This window comes from Streptomyces sp. TG1A-8, from assembly GCF_030499535.1.
Lineage (GTDB): Bacteria > Actinomycetota > Actinomycetes > Streptomycetales > Streptomycetaceae > Streptomyces.
On the sequence record NZ_JASTLB010000001.1, the window covers coordinates 2,330,892 to 2,349,997 of the forward strand.

At 72.7% G+C, this 19,106-nt stretch carries 19 protein-coding genes; 11 read left to right on the forward strand and 8 right to left on the reverse strand.

Annotated features, from left to right (window positions below; genetic code table 11):
• Positions 1–2 precede the first annotated feature (2 nt).
• From QQY24_RS09675 to QQY24_RS09695, 5 genes are all read right to left on the reverse strand, one after another.
• Complete coding sequence (locus QQY24_RS09675; RefSeq protein ID WP_301972259.1) at positions 3–1,703, reverse strand: methylmalonyl-CoA mutase; 1,701 nt, start codon at positions 1,701–1,703, stop codon at positions 3–5.
• Between the two features lie 92 nt (positions 1,704–1,795).
• Entirely contained in the window at positions 1,796–2,134 is a 339-nt protein-coding gene (locus QQY24_RS09680) for a DUF3817 domain-containing protein (RefSeq protein WP_301972260.1), read from the reverse strand.
• Between the two features lie 43 nt (positions 2,135–2,177).
• Positions 2,178–2,687, reverse strand: coding sequence for a MarR family winged helix-turn-helix transcriptional regulator (locus QQY24_RS09685; protein ID WP_301972261.1), 510 nt, complete (start codon positions 2,685–2,687; stop codon positions 2,178–2,180).
• An 83-nt stretch (positions 2,688–2,770) separates the two neighbouring features.
• Entirely contained in the window at positions 2,771–3,064 is a 294-nt protein-coding gene (locus tag QQY24_RS09690) for an MTH1187 family thiamine-binding protein (protein WP_301972262.1), read from the reverse strand.
• On the reverse strand, positions 3,061–3,405 hold the full coding sequence (locus QQY24_RS09695; protein WP_301972263.1) for a DUF3817 domain-containing protein: 345 nt from the start codon (positions 3,403–3,405) through the stop codon (positions 3,061–3,063). The genes QQY24_RS09690 and QQY24_RS09695 overlap by 4 nt, the downstream gene beginning before the upstream one ends.
• A 161-nt stretch (positions 3,406–3,566) precedes the next feature.
• Here QQY24_RS09695 and QQY24_RS09700 point away from each other — a divergent pair, with 161 nt between their 5' ends.
• The 4 genes from QQY24_RS09700 to QQY24_RS09715 all read left to right on the forward strand — a co-directional run bounded on the left by QQY24_RS09700 (position 3,567) and on the right by QQY24_RS09715 (position 6,224).
• On the forward strand, positions 3,567–4,199 hold the full coding sequence (locus tag QQY24_RS09700) for an AIM24 family protein (RefSeq protein WP_301976190.1): 633 nt from the start codon (positions 3,567–3,569) through the stop codon (positions 4,197–4,199).
• A 1-nt stretch (position 4,200) separates the two neighbouring features.
• Complete coding sequence (locus tag QQY24_RS09705) at positions 4,201–4,851, forward strand: AIM24 family protein (RefSeq protein ID WP_301972264.1); 651 nt, start codon at positions 4,201–4,203, stop codon at positions 4,849–4,851.
• A complete protein-coding gene (locus QQY24_RS09710; RefSeq protein WP_301972265.1) occupies positions 4,848–5,654 on the forward strand; it encodes an AIM24 family protein in 807 nt (268 codons plus the stop codon). Before QQY24_RS09705 ends, QQY24_RS09710 begins: the two co-directional genes overlap by 4 nt.
• A 93-nt stretch (positions 5,655–5,747) precedes the next feature.
• Positions 5,748–6,224: a MarR family winged helix-turn-helix transcriptional regulator gene (locus QQY24_RS09715; RefSeq protein ID WP_301972266.1), complete on the forward strand. Its 477-nt coding sequence runs from the start codon at positions 5,748–5,750 to the stop codon at positions 6,222–6,224.
• A gap of 266 nt (positions 6,225–6,490) precedes the next feature.
• Here the strand turns inward: QQY24_RS09715 and meaB are convergent, their stop codons facing one another.
• On the reverse strand, positions 6,491–7,447 hold the full coding sequence (gene meaB, locus QQY24_RS09720; protein WP_301972267.1) for a methylmalonyl Co-A mutase-associated GTPase MeaB: 957 nt from the start codon (positions 7,445–7,447) through the stop codon (positions 6,491–6,493).
• 38 nt (positions 7,448–7,485) lie between these two features.
• Positions 7,486–8,685 carry an acetyl-CoA C-acetyltransferase gene (locus QQY24_RS09725; RefSeq protein ID WP_301972268.1) on the reverse strand — a complete coding sequence of 400 codons (1,200 nt, stop codon included), beginning with the start codon at positions 8,683–8,685 and terminating at the stop codon, positions 7,486–7,488.
• Positions 8,686–8,834: 149 nt separating this feature from the next.
• On the opposite strand from QQY24_RS09725, the gene mce reads away from it, so the two are divergent.
• The 7 genes from mce to QQY24_RS09760 all read left to right on the forward strand — a co-directional run bounded on the left by mce (position 8,835) and on the right by QQY24_RS09760 (position 18,720).
• Positions 8,835–9,275: a methylmalonyl-CoA epimerase gene (gene mce / locus QQY24_RS09730; protein WP_301972269.1), complete on the forward strand. Its 441-nt coding sequence runs from the start codon at positions 8,835–8,837 to the stop codon at positions 9,273–9,275.
• A gap of 208 nt (positions 9,276–9,483) precedes the next feature.
• Positions 9,484–13,497 (forward strand): polarized growth protein Scy, encoded by a 4,014-nt coding sequence (gene scy / locus QQY24_RS09735; protein ID WP_301972270.1) that lies wholly within the window; start codon positions 9,484–9,486, stop codon positions 13,495–13,497.
• A 183-nt stretch (positions 13,498–13,680) separates the two neighbouring features.
• On the forward strand, positions 13,681–14,616 hold the full coding sequence (locus tag QQY24_RS09740; RefSeq protein ID WP_301972271.1) for a cellulose-binding protein: 936 nt from the start codon (positions 13,681–13,683) through the stop codon (positions 14,614–14,616).
• 95 nt (positions 14,617–14,711) lie between these two features.
• Positions 14,712–15,665, forward strand: a complete 954-nt coding sequence (locus QQY24_RS09745; protein WP_301972272.1) for an ATP-binding cassette domain-containing protein — start codon at positions 14,712–14,714, stop codon at positions 15,663–15,665.
• 4 nt (positions 15,666–15,669) lie between these two features.
• The gene (locus QQY24_RS09750) at positions 15,670–16,443 is read left to right on the forward strand and encodes an ABC transporter permease subunit (RefSeq protein ID WP_301972273.1); all 774 of its coding nucleotides are present in this window, start codon (positions 15,670–15,672) and stop codon (positions 16,441–16,443) included.
• A 130-nt stretch (positions 16,444–16,573) separates the two neighbouring features.
• On the forward strand, positions 16,574–17,848 hold the full coding sequence (locus QQY24_RS09755) for an ABC transporter ATP-binding protein (protein ID WP_301972274.1): 1,275 nt from the start codon (positions 16,574–16,576) through the stop codon (positions 17,846–17,848).
• Positions 17,845–18,720, forward strand: a complete 876-nt coding sequence (locus QQY24_RS09760) for an ABC transporter permease (RefSeq protein WP_301972275.1) — start codon at positions 17,845–17,847, stop codon at positions 18,718–18,720. The genes QQY24_RS09755 and QQY24_RS09760 overlap by 4 nt, the downstream gene beginning before the upstream one ends.
• A gap of 10 nt (positions 18,721–18,730) precedes the next feature.
• Here the strand turns inward: QQY24_RS09760 and QQY24_RS09765 are convergent, their stop codons facing one another.
• The gene (locus tag QQY24_RS09765) at positions 18,731–19,063 is read right to left on the reverse strand and encodes an ATP/GTP-binding protein (protein WP_301972276.1); all 333 of its coding nucleotides are present in this window, start codon (positions 19,061–19,063) and stop codon (positions 18,731–18,733) included.
• Positions 19,064–19,106 lie beyond the last annotated feature (43 nt).

Genomic DNA, 19,106 nt, shown 5'->3' on the forward strand with positions numbered 1-19,106 from the left:
GGTCAGAACCCGGCCGGTTCCGTGTACACCCCCCACTCGTCCCGCAGCACGCCGCAGATCTCGCCGAGGGTCGCCTCGGCCCGTACGGCCTCCAGCATGGGCCCGATCATGTTGGTGCCCTCCCGCGCGGCCGCCAGCATGTCCTCCAGAGCCGAGCGCACCGCCGCCTCGTCCCGCGCGGCCTTCCGCCCGGCGAGCGCCCGGACCTGCTCCCGCTCCACCTCGTGGCTGACCCGCAGGATCTCCAGGTCCCCGGTGACCGACCCGGTGTGGACGTTCACGCCCACGACCCTCTTCTCGCCCTTCTCCAGAGCCTGCTGGTACCGGAACGCGGACTCCGCGATCTCGCCGGTGAACCACCCGTCCTCGATCCCGCGCAGGATCCCGGAGGTGATCGGGCCGATCGGGTGCCGCCCGTCCGGGTGCGCCCGCAGGCCCCGCTCCCGGATCTGCTCGAAGATCTTCTCCGCGTCGGCCTCGATCCGGTCCGTCAGCTGCTCGACGTACCAGGAACCGCCCAGCGGGTCCGCCACGTTGGCGACCCCGGTCTCCTCCATCAGCACCTGCTGCGTGCGCAGCGCGATCTCCGCGGCCTGCTCGCTGGGCAGCGCCAGCGTCTCGTCGAGCGCGTTGGTGTGCAGCGAGTTGGTCCCGCCGAGCACGGCGGCCAGCGCCTCCACGGCCGTGCGGACCACGTTGTTGTACGGCTGCTGCGCGGTCAGCGAGACCCCGGCGGTCTGCGTGTGGAAGCGCAGCCACTGCGCCTTCTCGCTCCTGGCGCCGTAGACGTCCCGCATCCACCGCGCCCAGATCCGCCGGGCCGCGCGGAACTTGGCGATCTCCTCGAAGAAGTCGACGTGGGCGTCGAAGAAGAAGCTGAGCCCCGGCGCGAACACGTCCACGTCGAGACCGCGCGAGAGCCCCAGCTCCACGTATCCGAACCCGTCCGCGAGGGTGTACGCCAGCTCCTGCGCGGCCGTGGACCCGGCCTCGCGGATGTGGTAGCCGGAGACGGAGAGCGGCTTGTAGGCGGGGATGCCGGCCGCGCAGTACTCCATGAGGTCGCCGATCAGGCGCAGGTGCGGCTCGGGCTGGAAGAGCCACTCCTTCTGGGCGATGTACTCCTTGAAGATGTCGGTCTGCAGGGTCCCGTTGAGCACCGAGGGGTCCACGCCCTGCCGCTCGGCGGCGACCAGGTACATGCAGAACACGGGCACGGCGGGACCACTGATCGTCATGGAGGTGGTCACGTCGCCCAGCGGGATGTCCTTGAACAGGACCTCCATGTCGGCGGCCGAGTCGATGGCCACGCCGCAGTGCCCGACCTCGCCGAGCGAGCGCGGGTCGTCGGAGTCGCGGCCCATGAGCGTCGGCATGTCGAAGGCCACGGACAGCCCGCCGCCGCCCGCCGCCAGGATCATCTTGTACCGCTCGTTGGTCTGCTCGGCGTTGCCGAACCCGGCGAACTGGCGGATCGTCCAGGTACGCCCGCGGTAGCCGGTCGGATGGAGCCCGCGCGTGAAGGGGTACTCCCCGGGCCAGCCGATCCGCTCGAATCCCCCGTACGTGTCCCCCGGCCGCGGCCCGTACACCGGCTCCACGGGATCGCCGGAGAGCGTGGTGAAGTCTGCGTCGCGCTTGCGGGCGGCGTCGTAGCGGGCCTGCCAGCGCCGGCGGCCTTCTTCGATGGCGTGAGCGTCCATGTCCCCGAATTTACTTGGACGTCCTAGTAAATGTCGATGGGCAACCGCCGCACGGGTGCCGTACGGCGGTCGGGGTCGGGGGAGGCGGCGGCTCAGGCCTCGGCGGCGGCGGGGGCCCGCTCGGCGAAGCGGGGCTCCAGCTCCCGGCTGATCCCGCGCTCGACGAAGAACGCGGCCGTCGGGACGGTCCCCGCCAGCAGCACCCACAGCTGCTTGCCGACCGGCCACTTGGCCTTGGAGCCCAGGTCGAAGGCGAACACCAGGTAGACGACGTACAGCCAGCCGTGCGCGATGGCGACGACCCGGGTGAAGTCGGCGGCACCGTCGACGTCCAGCCCGTACTTCGCGATCATGCTCAGGCACAGCAGCACCAGCAGGACACCGGTCGTGTAGGCCATGACGCGGTAGCGGGTCAGCACGCTCTTCTTCATGCCCACGAGCGTAACCGTCCGTCCCGGGAGGTCCCGTCCCGGGTCATTCGTCCTCGAAGTCGTGCGCCGCGACGCGCAGCGGACGCAGCATCGCGAAGATCTCCGCGCACTCCTCGGCGTCGTACGCCCCGAGGCCGAAGTCCATCGCCATCAGGTCGCGGGTGGCCGCGTCGACCACCTCGCGGCCCTTGCCGGTGATGACGGCGAGCGTGCCGCGGCCGTCGTCGGGGTTGGGCCGCTTGGCCACCAGTCCGGACCTGACCAGACGGTCCACGGTGTTCGTCACGGACGTGGGGTGCACCATCAGCCGCTCGCCGATCTTGGACATCGGCAGCTCGCCGGCCTTGGAGAAGGTGAGCAGCACCAGCGCCTCGTAGCGCGCGAACGTCAGCCCGTACGGCTTGACCACCGCGTCGACCTCGGCGAGCAGGATCTGGTGCGCGCGCATGATCGAGGTGATCGCGGCCATGGACGGCACGTTTCCCCAGCGCTGCTTCCAGAGTTCGTCGGCACGTGCGATGGGGTCGAAGGCGAGACTGAGAGGCTTCGGCACGTCATCAGACCCTACCGGCCGGTCATATGCCGGTCAGCTCCGTCTCGCCCTTCGGTCCGGCGGGCGGGGGCGCCGCGGCGGGACTACCGCGCCAGGTGCCGTTCGACCGTCTCGACCTTGGCGGTGAGGCCGTCGCTCACGCCGGGGCGGATGTCGGCCTTGAGGACGAGGGAGACCCGCGGGGCGCGGGCCTCGACGGCGGCGACGGCGCGCCGGACGACGTCCATGACCTCGTCCCACTCGCCCTCGACGGAGGTGAACATGGCGTCGGTGCGGTTCGGCAGCCCCGACTCGCGCACCACGCGGACGGCGTCGGCGACGTACTCCCCCACGTCCTCGCCGACCCCAAGCGGCGTCACGGAGAAGGCGACGATCATGCGTTCACGACCCCTTCCTTGCGGGCGCGGGCGGCGATGACGGCGTCCTGGGCCTCGCGGCGCAGCCTGCGCTCCGCGAAGAAACCGCCGGTGGGCAGGACGGAGAGGACGAAGTACAGGGCCGCGGTGCCGGGGCTCCACCTGGCGCGGTTCCAGGCGTCCGCCCAGAAGAGCACGTACAGGATGAACAGGACGCCGTGGACGGCGCCCATCACCGGCACCGCGTTGAAGTCCGTGGTCCGCTTCAGGACCGAGCAGACGAGCAGGAGGAGGAAGGACACGGCCTCCGGCGCCGAGACCAGGCGGAGGCGGCGGAGGGCGGAAGCTGTCTTGAGGTCCACGGATCACCTTCGGTGGGAGGGTCGCTGACGACGCGGTCACGGTGCGGACCGGCCTTGTGAACGCAAGCACAAGGCCCGCCCATTGTGACAAACACCGGTGCGCGCGGCACGGGAGGGGGCTGTCCGGCACGGGCCGCCCCCGCTAACGTCACAGCGTGGCGATGTTCCGGCTCCAGGGGAGCAAGGTCCTCGCCGTCGACATGACCGGGGACGCCGTGAAGGCGAAGAACGGCTCGATGGTCGCGTACGACGGGGAGATGTCCTTCAAGAAGCTGAGCGGCGGCGGCGAGGGGCTGCGCGGGATGGTGACGCGGCGGCTCACCGGCGAGCAGATGACGGTGATGGAGGTGCGGGGGCACGGGACCTGCTGGTTCGCCGACCGCGCCGCCGAGATAAACCTGGTCGACCTCCGGGGGGACAGGCTCTGGGTCGAGTCGAGCAACCTGCTCGCGACCGACGCGGGGCTGCGCACCGGCACGACCTTCACGGGGCTGCGCGGCGCCTCGCAGGGCAACGGGCTGTTCACCACGACCGTCGAGGGGCACGGACAGGCGGCGATCACGTCCGACGGGCCGGCCGTCGTGCTCCGGGTCGGCCCGCAGTACCCGCTGGTCGTCGACCCGGGGGCCTACATCGCCCACCAGGGCGAGGTGCGCCAGTCCTTCCAGTCCGGCGTGACGTTCCGCACGCTGCTGGGGGAGGGCGGCGGCGAGGCCTTCCAGATCCGCTTCGAGGGCGACGGGCTGGTCTACGTCCAGCCCAGCGAGCGCAACACGATCGCGGGGGACCTCTGACATGGCGTTCCGGGAACTCAACCCGAAGATGGTCGAGGCGACCGTACGGCCCGGGCAGCGGCTGTTCAGCCAGCGCGGGGCGATGCTCGCCTACCGGGGGGAGGTGTCCTTCACCCCCAGCGTCCAGGGCGGCCAGGGCGGCCTGGCGTCCATGATCGGACGGCGGGTGGCCGGCGAGGCGACCCCGCTGATGGCGGTCGAGGGCAGCGGCACCGTGCTCTTCGGGCACGGTGGCCACCACGTGCACGTCATCCACCTCTCCGGCGACACCCTGTACGTCGAGGCCGACCGGCTGCTCGCCTTCGAGGACACCCTCCGGCAGGGCACGGTGTTCCTGGGCTCCCAGGGCGGGGTCATGGGCCTGGTGCGCGGCCAGGTCACCGGGCAGGGCCTGTTCACGACCACGCTGCAGGGGCGGGGGTCGGTCGCGGTGATGGCGCACGGCGGCGTCTTCGGGATCCCCGTCACCCCGCAGCGCCCGGTGCACGTGGACCCGCAGGCGTACGTCGCCCACCACGGCGAGGTCCGCAACAAGCTGTCCGCCGCCCTGGGCTGGCGCGACATGGTGGGCCGCGGCTCGGGGGAGGCATTCCAGCTGGAGCTGAGCGGCAACGGCACGGTGTACGTCCAGGCCTCGGAGGAGAAGCTGTGAGCACGTACGGGAGCGCGGGCGGCCCGGTGGTGCACGACCCGGCGACCCTGCCCGCCGACGACAACGTGAACAGCTACACGTTCTGCGTGGAGCTGAAGGGCGGGCAGTGGTTCCTGCAGAAGGGGAAGATGATCGCCTACTACGGGGCGATCGAGTTCAACGGGATCGGGCACGGCCGGCTGGACCGGCTGGTGCGCACGTCCTTCCATTCGCCACTGCACGCGAGCGACTGGGTGGTGGCGGAGGGCTCGGGCAAGATGCTGCTCGCCGACCGGGCCTTCGACGTCAACTCGTACGACCTGGACGACGGGAACCTGACCATTCGCGCGGGCAATCTGCTCGCTTTCCAGCCAAGTCTCGCGCTCAAGCAGTCGATCGTGCCGGGCTTCCTGACCCTGATCGGAACGGGGAAGTTCGTGGCCGCCTCCAACGGCCCGGTGGTGTTCATGGAACCACCGGTCCGGGTGGATCCCCAGGCCCTGGTCGGCTGGGCCGACTGCCCCTCCCCGTGCCACCACTACGACCACGGGTACCTGACGGGCGTGCTGGGCGGCCTGCGGGCGCTGACGGGGCTCGGCGGGGCCTCCGGTGAGGAGCACCAGTTCGAGTTCGCGGGTGCCGGGACGGTCCTGCTGCAGTCGACGGAGACCCTCGTGCCGGAGGTGGCCACGGGGGCCGTTCCGCCGGGGCCGGGGGTACCCGGCGGTGGCGGGGCGGCGCCGGGAGGTCACGGCCCGCACACGCCGGGCGCACCGCGCCTTCCCGGACAGCTCGGGGACCTCCAACGTCGCTTCGGGCTGTGAACGGTAGTCTGCGGAGTGTGACTTCGAACGCGTGCGCACATGTCACACCACCCAAGGCAGTTCATCATTCAACTTCTTAGGTAGACTTCATTCATGGAGACCGAAACGGCCACGCGCTGGCTGACCGATGCGGAGCAGTGCGCCTGGCGCACCCACCTGGAGGTCAACAGGCTGTTGACGTACCAACTGGAAAAGGACCTGCAGCCGTTCGGGCTGACGATGAACGACTACGAAATCCTCGTCAACCTCTCCGAGTCGGAGGACCACAGGATGCGGATGAGCGACCTCGCCTCCGCCACCATGCAGTCCAAGAGCCGGCTCTCGCACCAGATCACGCGGATGGAGAACGCCGACCTGGTGCGCCGCGAGAACTGCGAGTCGGACCGCCGGGGCCTGTACGCCGTGCTGACCGAGCACGGCAGGGAGACGATGAGGAAGGTCGCGCCGCACCACGTGTCCTCGGTGCGGCGGCACTTCATCGACCTGCTGTCGGCCGACGCGCTCATAGAGCTCGACAAGTCCCTCAAGCCGGTCGCGGAGCACCTGAGGGGGCAACGGGGGCGTCCCTGACGTCCGGCCGCGCCCCGGGGCGCCGGGACACCCGCGTCCCGGGGCCCGCTCCCCCGGTGTCCGGACCGCCACGCGTCCCCGCGTGCCGGGCGGCCCGCCCTCCGCGCGGCCGGTGCCGCCGCCGGCACCTCCCGCCGGCAGGGAGCGCGGCCCGGGCGGCAGGGCACCGGGCGGCCCTGTCCGGCCCGCGCCCGCACCGCCCGCGACTCACCCCGCCCCCATGTCCCCGTCCGCGCCGGGCCCCGCCCCGGCGCGGGGGGGCGGGGTCAGTTTTCGGTCAGGCCCGCCACCAGTTCGTCCGCCGCGCGGTAGGGGTCCAGTTCGCCGGCGACGATCCGCTCCGCCAGGGCGCTGAGCCGGCGGTCGCCGTGGAGGTCGCCGATGCGTTCGCGCAGGGCCGTGACGGCGATCGTCTCCACCTCGCGGGCCGCGCGGGCCCTGCGGCGTTCGGTGAGGACGTCCCGCTCCTCCATCCAGGCGCGGTGCTTCTCCAGGGCCTCGACGACCTCGTCGACGCCCTCCGCACGGGCCGCGACCGTCTTCACGATGGGCGGGCGCCAGTCGCCGGGGCCGCGGGCCTCGCCCAGGCCCAGCATGTGGTTCAGCTCGCGGGCGGTGGCGTCGGCGCCGTCCCGGTCCGCCTTGTTGACGACGTAGACGTCGCCGATCTCCAGGATGCCGGCCTTCGCCGCCTGGATGCCGTCGCCCATGCCGGGGGCCAGCAGGACGACGGACGTGTCCGCCTGGGAGGCGATCTCCACCTCCGACTGACCGACGCCCACCGTCTCCACCAGGACCACGTCGCAGCCCGCCGCGTCCAGCACCCGGATCGCCTGGGGCGCCGCCCACGCCAGGCCGCCCAGGTGGCCCCGGGTCGCCATCGAGCGGATGTAGACGCCGGGGTCGGAGGCGTGCTCGGACATGCGGACCCGGTCGCCGAGGAGGGCGCCGCCCGAGAAGGGGGACGAGGGGTCGACGGCCAGGACGCCCACCCGTTTGCCCTGTTTGCGGTACGCGGTGACGAGCGCGGAGGTGGACGTCGACTTGCCGACGCCGGGCGAGCCCGTCAGGCCGACCACGTAGGCGTTGCCCGTGAGCGGGGCCAGCGCCGCCATGACCTCCCTGAGCTGCGGGGACGCCCCCTCCACCAGGGAGATCAGCCGGGCCACGGCCCGCGGCCGGCCGTCCCTGGCCTGGGCCACCAGAGAGGAGACGTCCTGCATCACAGCTCCGTTCGCTTCGCGGTCGTACAGGTGGGAAGTCAGGCCTTCGGAACCCGCAGGATCAGTGCGTCGCCCTGGCCGCCGCCACCGCACAGCGCGGCCGCGCCGACCCCGCCGCCCCGGCGCTTGAGCTCCAGCGCCAAGTGGAGCACGAGCCGGGCGCCGGACATGCCGATCGGGTGGCCCAGGGCGATCGCGCCGCCGTTGACGTTCACCTTTTCCGTGGACACCCCGAGGTCCTTCATTGACTGCACCGCGACCGCGGCGAAGGCCTCGTTGATTTCGATGAGGTCGAGGTCGGAGACCTCCAGCCCCTCCTTCTTCAGCGCGTGCCGGACGGCGTTGGAGGGCTGCGACTGCAGGGAGTTGTCCGGGCCGGCCACGTTGCCGTGCGCGCCGATCTCGGCGAGCCACTCCAGGCCCAGCTCCTCGGCCTTGGCCCTGCTCATCACGACCACGGCCGCCGCGCCGTCGGAGATCTGCGAGGAGGATCCGGCGGTGATGGTGCCCTCGCGGGAGAAGGCCGGACGCAGCTTGCCCAGGGACTCCACGGTGGTGTCGGCCCGGATGCCCTCGTCCTTGCTGAACAGGACCGGCTCGCCCTTGCGCTGCGGGATCTCCACCGGGGTGATCTCGGCCTCGAAGACGCCGTTCTTCTGTGCGGTCGCGGCCCGCTGGTGGGACAGGGCGGCGATCTCGTCCTGCTCGGCGCGCCCGATGCCGAGGCGGGTGTTGTGCTTCTCGGTGGACTCGCCCATGGCGATGTCCTCGAAGGCGTCGGTCAGGCCGTCGTACGCCATCGCGTCGAGCATCTGCACCGCGCCGTACTTGAAGCCCTCGCGGGACTTCGGCAGCAGGTGGGGGGCGTTGGTCATGGACTCCTGGCCGCCGGCGACGACGATGTCGAACTCGCCGGCGCGGATCAGCTGGTCGGCCAGCGCGATCGCGTCCAGGCCGGACAGGCACACCTTGTTGACGGTGAGCGCCGGGACGTTCATCGGGATGCCGGCCTTGACGGCGGCCTGGCGGGCCGGGATCTGCCCCGCCCCGGCCTGGAGCACCTGGCCCATGATCACGTACTGCACCTGGTCGCCGCCGATCCCCGCACGGTCGAGGGCGGCCTTGATCGCGAAGCCGCCGAGGTCGGCTCCGGAGAAGGACTTCAGCGAGCCGAGCAAGCGCCCCATGGGCGTTCGCGCGCCCGCGACGATCACCGAACTGGTCGTGGCAGAAGACATGGGCTGCGATCCCCTTACCGGCCTGCACGGCCAAGGAGTGAACGAGGGTTTACTTCGAATGTACTGAGGGGCGGTCCGCGGCGTCATCGGGCCGCCGGTGTGATCGCGCGCACGTTGCGTAACCATGCGCCGGGCGCTGCACTGGGTCCATGCTGACGCGAATCGACCACATCGGGATCGCCTGCCACGACCTCGACGCCACCGTCGAGTTCTACCGTGCCACGTACGGCTTCGAGGTGTTCCACACCGAGGTCAACGAGGAGCAGGGCGTCCGCGAGGCCATGCTCAGGATCAACGGGACGTCCGACGGCGGCGCCTCCTACCTGCAACTGCTGGAACCGACCCGGGAGGACTCCGCGGTCGGCAAGTGGCTGGCGAAGAACGGGGAGGGCGTCCATCACGTCGCCTTCGGCACGGCGGACGTCGACGCGGACGCCGCGGACATCCGCGGCAAGGGCGTGCGCGTGCTGTACGACGAGCCGCGGCGCGGCTCCATGGGGTCCCGGATCACCTTCCTGCACCCGAAGGACTGCCACGGCGTCCTGACGGAACTGGTCACTTCGGCCCCGGTTGAGTCACCTGAGCACTGACCCCCGTACATATGGGCCGGTAGGGTTGGGGGCGGTCGTCCTCGTAGGCGGGGGGCGACCGCATGCCGGGGTCCGGGTTTCGGGGGACGAGCGTCGGGTCAGCAGCCCGTGCTCCGCCGTTGATCTGACACCATTCCCCGGGGGCCCCGTCCGGCGGATGGACGGAGCTCGTTGGAGAAACTGACCAGGGGACGGATGGGACCGCGCAGTGCGGGGCTACGAGAGCCAGGAGCGAGAGCCGGCGGCTGACGTCGACCACCTCTCTCGGTTCGAAGCCGAGATGAAGCGGCTGAGGACCGAGCGGGAAAAGGCGATCCAGCACGCCGATGACCTCGGCTACCAGGTCGAGGTGCTGCGCGCCAAGCTGCACGAGGCGCGCCGCACCCTGATGACCCGGCCCGCCTACGACGGCGGTGACATCGGTTACCAGGCCGAGCAGTTGCTCCGCAACGCCCAGGTGCAGGCCGACCAGTTGCGCCAGGACGCCGAGCGGGAGCTCAGCCAGGTCCGCGCCCAGACCCAGCGCATCCTGCAGGAGCACGCCGAGCAGGCCGCCCGCCTGCAGGCCGAGCTGCACCAGGAGGCGGTCACCCGCCGCCAGCAGCTCGACCAGGAACTGGCCGAGCGCCGGCGGACCGTCGAGTCGCACGTCAACGAGAACGTGGCGTGGGCCGAGCAGCTGCGCGCCCGTACCGAGCAGCAGGCCCGCCGGCTGCTGGAGGAGTCCCGCGCGGAGGCCGAGCAGGCCATGGCCGCCGCCCGCGCCGAGGCCGAGCGGCTGACCCGGGAGGCCCGCGAGCGGCTGCGCGGCGAGGCGGAGGCGGCCCGCACGGAGGCCGACCAGATCCTGCGCCGCGCCCGTGCCGACGCCGAGCGGCTGTTGAACGCCGCCTCCGCGCAGGCCCAGGAGGCCGCCGACCACGCCGAGCAGCTGCGCAGCTCCACCACCAGCGAGTCGGACGCCGCCCGCCGCCGGGCCGCCGAGCTGGGCCGGGCCGCCGAACAGCGCATGACCGAGGCCGAGGAGGCGCTGCGCAAGGCGCAGACCGAGGCGGAGAAGCTGGTCACGCAGGCCAAGGAGGCCGCCGCCAAGGCGCTCGCCAGTGCCGAGGCCGCCAACGAGACCCGTACCCGCACCGCCAAGGAGCAGGTCGCCCGGCTGGTCGAGGAGGCCACCAAGGAGGCCGAGTCCACCCGGGCCGAGGCCGAGCAGCTGGTCGCCGACGCGCGGGCCGAGGCCGAGAAGGTCGTCGCCGAGGCCGCCGAGAAGGCCCGCAGCATCGCCGCCGAGGAGACCGCCACCCAGTTGTCCAAGGCGGCGAAGACCGCCGAGGACGTGCTGAACAAGGCGTCCGAGGACGCCAAGAAGACCACCCGGGCCGCCGCCGAGGAGGCCGAACGGATCCGCTCGGAGGCCGAGACCGAGGCGGACCGGCTGCGTGCCGAGGCGCACGACATCGCCGAGCAGCTCAAGGGCGCGGCGAAGGACGACACCAAGGAGTACCGCGCCAAGACGGTCGAGCTGCAGGAGGAGGCCCGCCGGCTGCGCGGCGAGGCCGAGCAGCTGCGCGCCGACGCGCTGGCCGAGGGCGAGTCCATCCGGGCCGAGGCCCGCCGGGAGGCCGTCGCGCAGATCGAGGAGGCGGCCAAGTCCGCCGAGGAGCTGCTGGCCAAGGCCAAGGCGGACGCCGACGAGCTGCGCCAGACCGCGACCACGGACAGCGAGAAGGTCCGCACCGAGGCCATCGAGCGGGCCACCACCCTGCGCCGGCAGGCCGAGGAGACCCTGGAGCGCACCCGCAAGGAGGCCGAGCGGCTGCGCGAGGAGGCCGCCGAGCGGGCCGAGGCGCTCACGGCGGACGCCGAACGGGCCGCGCGCGAGCTGCGCGAGGAGGCCGAGCGGACGGCCGAGGCCCGGCGCGCGGAGGCCGCCGGGGAGGCGGCCCGGCTACAGGCGGAGGCGCAGGAGCGGCTGGCGGGGGCCGAGCAGGCACTCACGGACGCGCGCGAGGAGGCGGCCCGGATCCGCCGGGAGGCCGGCGAGGAGACCGAGCGGCTGCGCGCGGAGGCCGCCGAGCGGATCCGCACGCTCCAGCAGCAGGCCGAGACCGAGGCCGAGCGGCTGCGCACCGAGGCCGCGTCCGACGCGTCCGCCTCGCGCGCCGAGGGCGAGGCCCTCGCCGTGCGGCTGCGCTCGGAGGCCGCCGCCGAGGCCGAGCGGCTGAAGGCGGAGGCGCAGGACACCGCGGACCGGGTGCGGGCGGAGGCCCAGGCCGCGGCGGAGCGGCTGGGCGCCGAGGCGTCCGAGACGCTGGCCGCCGCGCAGGAGGAGGCCGCCCGGCGCCGCCGCGAGGCCGAGGAACTCCTCGGCGCGGCCCGCGAGGAGGCCGACCAGGAGCGCGAGCGGGCCCGTGCGCAGAGCGAGGAGCTGCTCGCCTCCGCGCGCAAGCGGGTGGAGGAGGCGCAGGCCGAGGCGACGCGGCTGGTCGCGGAGGCCGACCGGCGCGCCGCGGAGATGGTGTCCGCGGCCGAGCAGCACGCGCAGCAGGTGCGGGAGTCCGTGGCCGGGCTGCAGGAGCAGGCGCAGCAGGAGATCGCCGGGCTGCGCTCGGCCGCCGAGCACGCGGCGGACCGGACCCGCCGGGAGGCCGGGGAGGAGGCGGACCGGGTCCGCACCGACGCCTACGCCGAGCGGGAGCGGGCGAGCGAGGACGCCTCGCGGCTGCGGCGCGAGGCGAACGAGGAGGCGGAGGCCGCCAGGGCACTGGCCGAGCGGACGGTGGCGGACGCCGCGACGGAGGCCGAGCGGCTGCGCTCGGACGCGTCCGACTACGCCCAGCGGGTGCGCACGGAGGCCTCGGACGCGCTCGCCGAGGCCGACCAGGCCGCCGCCCGCACCCGGGCGGACGCCCGCGAGGACGCCAACCGCATCCGCTCGGACGCGGCCACCCAGGCGGACACGCTCATCACGGAGGCCCGCAACGAGGCCGAGCGGCTGCAGACCGAGACCGCCGCGGAGGCCGAACGGGTCCGCACCGAGGCGCTCGCCGAGGCCGAGCGGCTGCGGACCCGAACGGCCGCGGAGGCCGAACGGGTGCGCACCGAGGCGCTCGCCGGGGCGGAACGGCTGCAGACCGAGACCGCCGCGGAGGCCGAACGGGTCCGCACCGAGGCGCTCGCCGAGGCCGACCGTGTCCGTGCGGAGGCCGTGACCGGCGCCGAGCAGCTCATCGCGGACGCCACCGGCGACGCGGAGCGGCTGCGCACCGAGGCCGCCGAGACGGTGGCCTCCGCCCGGCAGCAGGCCGAGCGGCTGCGCACCGAGTCCGAGCGGGCCCGGACCGAGGCGGAGACGGAGGCCGAACGGCTCGTCACGTCCGCGCGGCAGGAGGCCGAGCGGACCTTGGACGAGGCCCGCAAGGAGGCCAACAAGCGGCGCTCGGAGGCGGCCGAGCAGGTCGACACGCTCATCACGGAGACCGCGGCCGAAGCCGACAAGCTGCTCACCGAGGCCCAGCAGCAGGCGCTGAAGACCACCGCGGAAGCCGAGTCGCAGGCGGACACGATGGTGGGCGCGGCCCGCAGCGAGGCCGACCGGATCGTGTCCGAGGCGACCGTCGAGGGCAACTCGCTGGTGGAGAGGGCCCGTACGGACGCGGACGAACTGCTGGTCGGTGCCCGCCGGGACGCGACCGCCATCAGGGAGCGCGCGGAGGAGCTGCGCGACCGCATCACCGCGGAGATCGAGGAGCTGCACGAGCGGGCCCGCCGCGAGGCCGCCGAGACGATGAAGTCCACCGGCGACCGCTGCGACGCGCTCATCAAGGCCGCCGAGGAGCAGCTGGCCAAGGCCGAGGCGAAGGCCGAGGAGCTGGTCTCGGAGGCCAACTCCGAGGCGGGCAAGGTGCGCATCGCCGCCGTCAGGAAGGCGGAGGGGCTGCTCAAGGAGGCCGAGCAGAAGAAGGCGTCGCTGATCAGGGAGGCCGAGGAGCTGAAGGCCGAGGCGATCCGCGAGGCCCGGCGCACGGTCGAGGAGGGCAAGCGCGAGCTGGATATCCTGGTGCGCCGGCGCGAGGACATCAACGCCGAGATCTCCCGCGTGCAGGACGTCCTGGAGGCGCTGGAGTCCTTCGAGGCGCCGGCCGCCGGCAAGGACGGCGGAGTCAAGGCGGCCGCCACCGTCGGTTCCCCCCGATCGGGTGGCAAGGCGTCGGGCGACTAGCGAACGAGGACGGTTCTGATGTGTTCTGAGGTCTTTGCCCGGGTTTTCGGCGAGCAATCGGACGGTCAGCCACTCAAAAGAGGTGTCATTCTCCAGATCAAACACGTATCCGCTCGATGACACACCGCATCGGCGCCTAGGATTCCCCCTATCACCTCACCGGTCTCATTCGACAGGAACCCCATGAGCGACACTTCCCCCTACGGCTTCGAGCTTGTGCGGCGTGGGTACGACCGCGCTCAGGTGGACGAACGAATCTCCAAGCTCGTCTCCGACCGTGACAGCGCTCTCGCCCGCATCACCGCTCTGGAGAAGCGCATCGAGGAGCTCCACCTCGAAACGCAGAACGCCCAGACCCAGATCACCGACGCCGAGCCGTCGTACGCGGGTCTCGGCGCGCGGGTCGAGAAGATCCTCCGCCTCGCCGAGGAGGAGGCCAAGGAGCTGCGTGAGGAGGCCCGGCGCGCGGCCGAGCAGCACCGCGACCTCGCCGAGTCGGCGGCCCAGCAGGTCCGCAGCGACGCCGAGACGTACGCCTCCGAGCGCAAGGCCAAGGCCGAGGACGAGGGCGTCCGGATCGTCGAGAAGGCCAAGAGCGACGCGTCCCAGCTGCGCGCCGAGGCGCAGAAGGACGCACAGTCCAAGCGCGAGGAGGCCGACGCCCTCTTCGAGGAGACCCGCGCCAAGGCCGCGCAGGCCGCCGCCGACTTCGAGACGAACCTCGCCAAGCGCCGCGAGCAGTCCGAGCGCGACCTGGCGTCCCGTCAGCAGAAGGCGGAGAAGCGGCTGGCGGAGATCGAGCACCGCGCCGAGCAGCTCCGCCTGGAGGCGGAGAAGCTGCGCACGGACGCCGAGCGCCGCGCCCGCCAGACGGTGGAGACGGCCCAGCGCCAGGCCGAGGACATCGTGGCCGACGCCAACGCGAAGGCCGACCGGATCCGCTCGGAGTCCGAGCGCGAGCTGGCCGCCCTCACCAACCGTCGCGACAGCATCAACGCCCAGCTGACGAACGTCCGCGAGATGCTCGCCACGCTGACCGGCGCCGCGGTGGCCGCCGCCGGCTCCAGCACCGACGACGACTCGGTCTCCCGGGGCGTTCCGGCGCAGCAGTCCCGGTAACCGGCCGGCTTTCCGAGGGGCGGCGGGACCCGGTCCCGCCGCCCTTTCGCGTGCCCCGGGTGGCAGGCGTCCCGGGGCCGTCCTAGCGTGGCCGCATGATCGAGCTGGAGGGGCTGACCAAGCGGTACGGGGACAGGACTGCGGTCGACGGCCTCACCTTCACGGTCGGGCCCGGCATCGTGACCGGGTTCCTCGGGCCCAACGGCGCGGGGAAGTCCACCACCATGCGGATGATCCTGGGGCTGGACCACCCCACCGCCGGCGACGTCCGGATCGACGGCAGGCACTACGACCGCCTGCGGGACCCGCTGCGGTCCATCGGGGCCCTGCTGGACGCCAAGGGCATGCACGGCGGGCGCAGCGCCTACAACCACCTGCTGTGCCTCGCGCAGAGCAACGGCATCCCCCGGCGGCGGGTGGACGAGGTGCTCGGCGTCGTGGGGCTCACCGCGGTGGCGCGCAAGAAGGCGAAGGGGTTCTCGCTGGGGATGGGGCAGCGGCTGGGGATCGCCGGGGCGCTGCTCGGGGACCCGCGGATCCTGATGTTCGACGAGCCGGTCAACGGGCTCGACCCCGAGGGCATCCACTGGATCCGGAACCTGATGAAGTCGCTGGCCGCGCAGGGCCGGACCGTGTTCGTGTCGAGCCACCTGATGAGCGAGATGGCGCTCACCGCCGACCACCTGGTCGTCATCGGGCAGGGCAGGCTCCTGGCGGACACCTCCATGGCCGACTTCATCCGGCAGAACTCCCGGTCCTTCGTCCGCATCCGCACCCCGCAGCGCGAACGGCTCCTCGACGTGCTGCACGAGGCCGGGATCACGGTCGTGGAGACGGGCGGCGGGGCGCTGGAGGCGCCGGGCGGCAAGGCCGAGCGGATCGGGGAGCTGGCCGCCGGGCACGGGGTCGTGCTGCACGAGCTGAGTCCGCGGCAGGCCTCGCTGGAGGAGGCGTTCATGCAGCTGACGGCGGAGTCGGTGGAGTACCACGCGCACGCCGGGTCCGAGCCCGCCCCACGGGGCGCGGGCACCGGCTGGAAGGGGGCCTGAAGCCATGGCGGCCGTGCAGGTCATCCGGTCCGAGTGGACCAAGATCCGGTCCGTGGCGTCCACGGTGTGGACGCTGTCCCTGGCCGTGGTGGTCACCATCGCCCTGGGCATGCTCATCTCCGCGCTGTCCAGGCACCAGTTCGGCTCGATGCCCGCGCGGGAGCGGCTCTCCTTCGACCCGACGTTCGTGAGCTTCGCCGGGATGAGCCTGGGCCAGCTCGCCATGATCGTGTTCGGGGTGCTCGTCGTGTCGAACGAGTACAGCACCGGCATGATCCGCGTCTCCCTGGCCGCCGTGCCGCAGCGCGGCACCTTCCTCTTCGGCAAGATCGCCGTGGCCACCGCGCTCGCCCTGCTGGTGGGCATGGCCACCAGCTTCGCCGCGTTCTTCCTCGGCCAGGCGATGCTCGGCCCGCTGCGCACCCGGCTCGACGACCCCGGTGTGCTGCGCGCGGTGATCGGCGGCGGGCTGTACATGACGCTCATCGCCGTGTTCTCCATGGGCGTCGCCGCGATGCTGCGCTCGCCGCTGCTCTCGCTCGGCATCCTGATGCCGTTCTTCTTCCTGATCTCCAACATCCTCGGCAACGTGGACGCCACGAAGAAGGTGGGGCAGTTCCTGCCGGACCAGGCCGGCAGCCGGATCATGCAGGTGGTCCCGCGGGCCGGTGACGACACGCCCTACGGTCCCTGGGGCGGGCTCGGCATCATGGTGCTGTGGGTGCTCGCGGCCCTCGCCGGCGGCTGCCTGCTGCTCAAGCGGCGGGACGCCCAGTGACGCGTCCCCCGCCCCGCGCGGGGTCCTTCCTTTGCCTTCTCTTGGCCGGAACCGCGGGCACCCGGATATCCTCCTAACCCTTACGGGGGCGTGTGCCCCGCTGTCCTGAACCTTTCGATGGGTGCGGAGCATGATCGAGGCTGTCGGCCTGACCAAGCGCTACGGCGACAAGACCGCCGTGCACGACCTTTCCTTCCAGGTGCGGCCGGGCGCCGTGACCGGCTTCCTCGGACCCAACGGCTCCGGCAAGTCGACGACCATGCGGATGGTCCTCGGGCTGGACAATCCGACGTCCGGCACGGTGACCATCGGCGGCTACCCGTACCGCAAGCTGCCCAACGCGCCCCGCCAGGTCGGCGCGCTCCTCGACGCCAAGGCCGTGCACGGCGGCCGGACGGCCCGCAACCACCTGCTGTGCCTGGCCCAGCTCTCGGGCATCCCGGCCCGGCGGGTGGACGAGGTGCTCGGGGTGGTCGGCCTCCAGGAGGTGGCGCGGAAGCGCTCCAGGGGCTTCTCGCTCGGCATGGGCCAGCGCCTCGGCATAGCCGCGGCGCTGCTCGGCGACCCGCAGGTGCTGCTGTTCGACGAGCCGGTCAACGGCCTCGACCCCGAGGGCATCCTCTGGGTGCGCAACCTGATGAAGGCCCTCGCGGCCGAGGGCCGCACGGTCTTCGTCTCCTCCCACCTGATGAGCGAGATGGCGCTGACCGCCGACCACCTCATCGTCATCGGGCGCGGACAACTGCTCGCCGACATGAGCGTGCGTGACTTCATTTCGGCCAACTCAGCCGGCTTCGCGCGCGTCCGCACCCCCGACGCTGAGCCCGGGCTGCGCGAGAAGCTGACCTCCGCGCTCACCGGGGCCGGCGGCCACGTGCTGCCCGAGCAGGACGGCGCGCTGCGGGTGACCGGGCTGCCGCTGCCCCGCATCAGCGACCTCGCGCACGAGGCGGACGTCCGGCTGTGGGAGCTGTCGCCGCACCAGGCCTCGCTGGAGGAGGCGTACATGCGGATGACGCAGGGCGTCGTGGACTACCGCTCCAGCACCGACCGGAAGGCCGGCCTCCAGCAGCCCCCGCCGCCCGGCGCCCAGCCCCCCGTGCCGGTGCCGGGCCAGGGCCAGCCGGGCTGGTACGCCCCACCGCCGCCCCAGCAGGGCGGCCGGCCGTTCGCGCCGCCCGCGGGCCCGTACGGCGGCGCTCCCGCGGGTCCGTACGGCGCTCCCGGCGCCGGCGCCCCGAACCCGTACGCCGCGCCGCCCGCACCGGCCCCCGCCGCCCCGCCCGCACCGCCCGCCCCGCCCGCACCGCTGCAGGACCCGGCCGCCCCGGTCCGGCCCGCGTCCGCCCCCGCCCCGGCTGCCGGCCGGCTCCAGCCCCAGACCCAGCCCGAGGACGCCCGATGAGCACCCACCTGCCCCCGATGCCGCAGGCCCCCGCCGCCGCGCCCGACCGGCAGGCGGCGCCGGGCGGCCCGTACCCCGGTTACAGCTCGCCCATCCCGGTCGTGCGCACCCACCTCGGGCACGCGCTGGCCTCCGAGTGGACGAAGATCAAGTCGGTGCGTTCGACGATGTGGACGCTCGGCGTGTTCCTCCTCATCGTGATCGGCGTCGGACTGCTCGCCGGGATCGCGGTCAGCCACTCCGGCGACCAGTCCGGCCAGGACGCGCTGGGCCTCGGCTTCTTCGGCCTGCTGCTCGGCACGATGTGCATCATCACGCTCGGCGTGCTCACCACCGCGTCCGAGTACGGCACCGGCATGGTCCGCACCACGCTGACCGCGTGCCCGAGCCGGGGGCGGGTGCTGGCCGCCAAGTCGATCGTGTTCTTCGCCGTCGCCTTCGTGGTGACGCTGGCCGCCGCGTCCTTCGTGGCGGTGCTCCAGACCTCCCTGCTGGGCAGCCACGGCGCGGACGGCCCGACCGGCGGGCAGTGGCTGAAGGCCACCGTCGGCATCAGCCTCTACATCGCGCTGCTCGGGCTGCTCTCGCTCCTGACGGGCTCGGTGATCCGGCACTCGGCGGGCGCCATCACCATCATGATCGCCGTGGTGCTCGCCCCGCTGGTGATCGCCCTGTTCATGAACGCGTCCTCGCTGGGGGAGTTGCAGCAGGCACTGTTCGAGTACTCGATCCCGAGCCAGATGGGCGTCTTCTACGACAACGCCCTGAGCCGGTCCGGCCCGACCGGCTGGGACCCGCTGTGGATCATGCTGGGTGTGACCGCGGCGGTGTACGCCGGGGCCTACGCGCTGCTACGCAACCGGGACGTGTAGCCGGCCGCGCTCAGAACCTCGGCGCGTTGCGGGACCGCTGCACCCGTGTGGTGCGGCGGTCCTTCGCGTTCCAGCACGCCTTGTGCCAGTGGCGGCGGTCGTCCACGCCCGAGTACTCCGGCCAGGCCACCACGTGCGGGACGCCGGAGGGGATCAGCTGGTCGCAGCCCGGGCAGCGGTAGGCCTTGCCCTGCGTGCCCGCCCCGGCGACGTGGCGCACGCTCCAGTCCTCGCCCTGCCAGTTCTCCGTGGACTGCCATCCGCCGTACCGGCCGGCGCGGTCGTCCTCGGCGCTCCGGCCGGACGATCCGGCTGCCTTGGGTCGGTTGCGGCGCGGGGACACGGGACACCTCTCGGGGCTCTGCGGGAAGCACGGGCGGCATCCA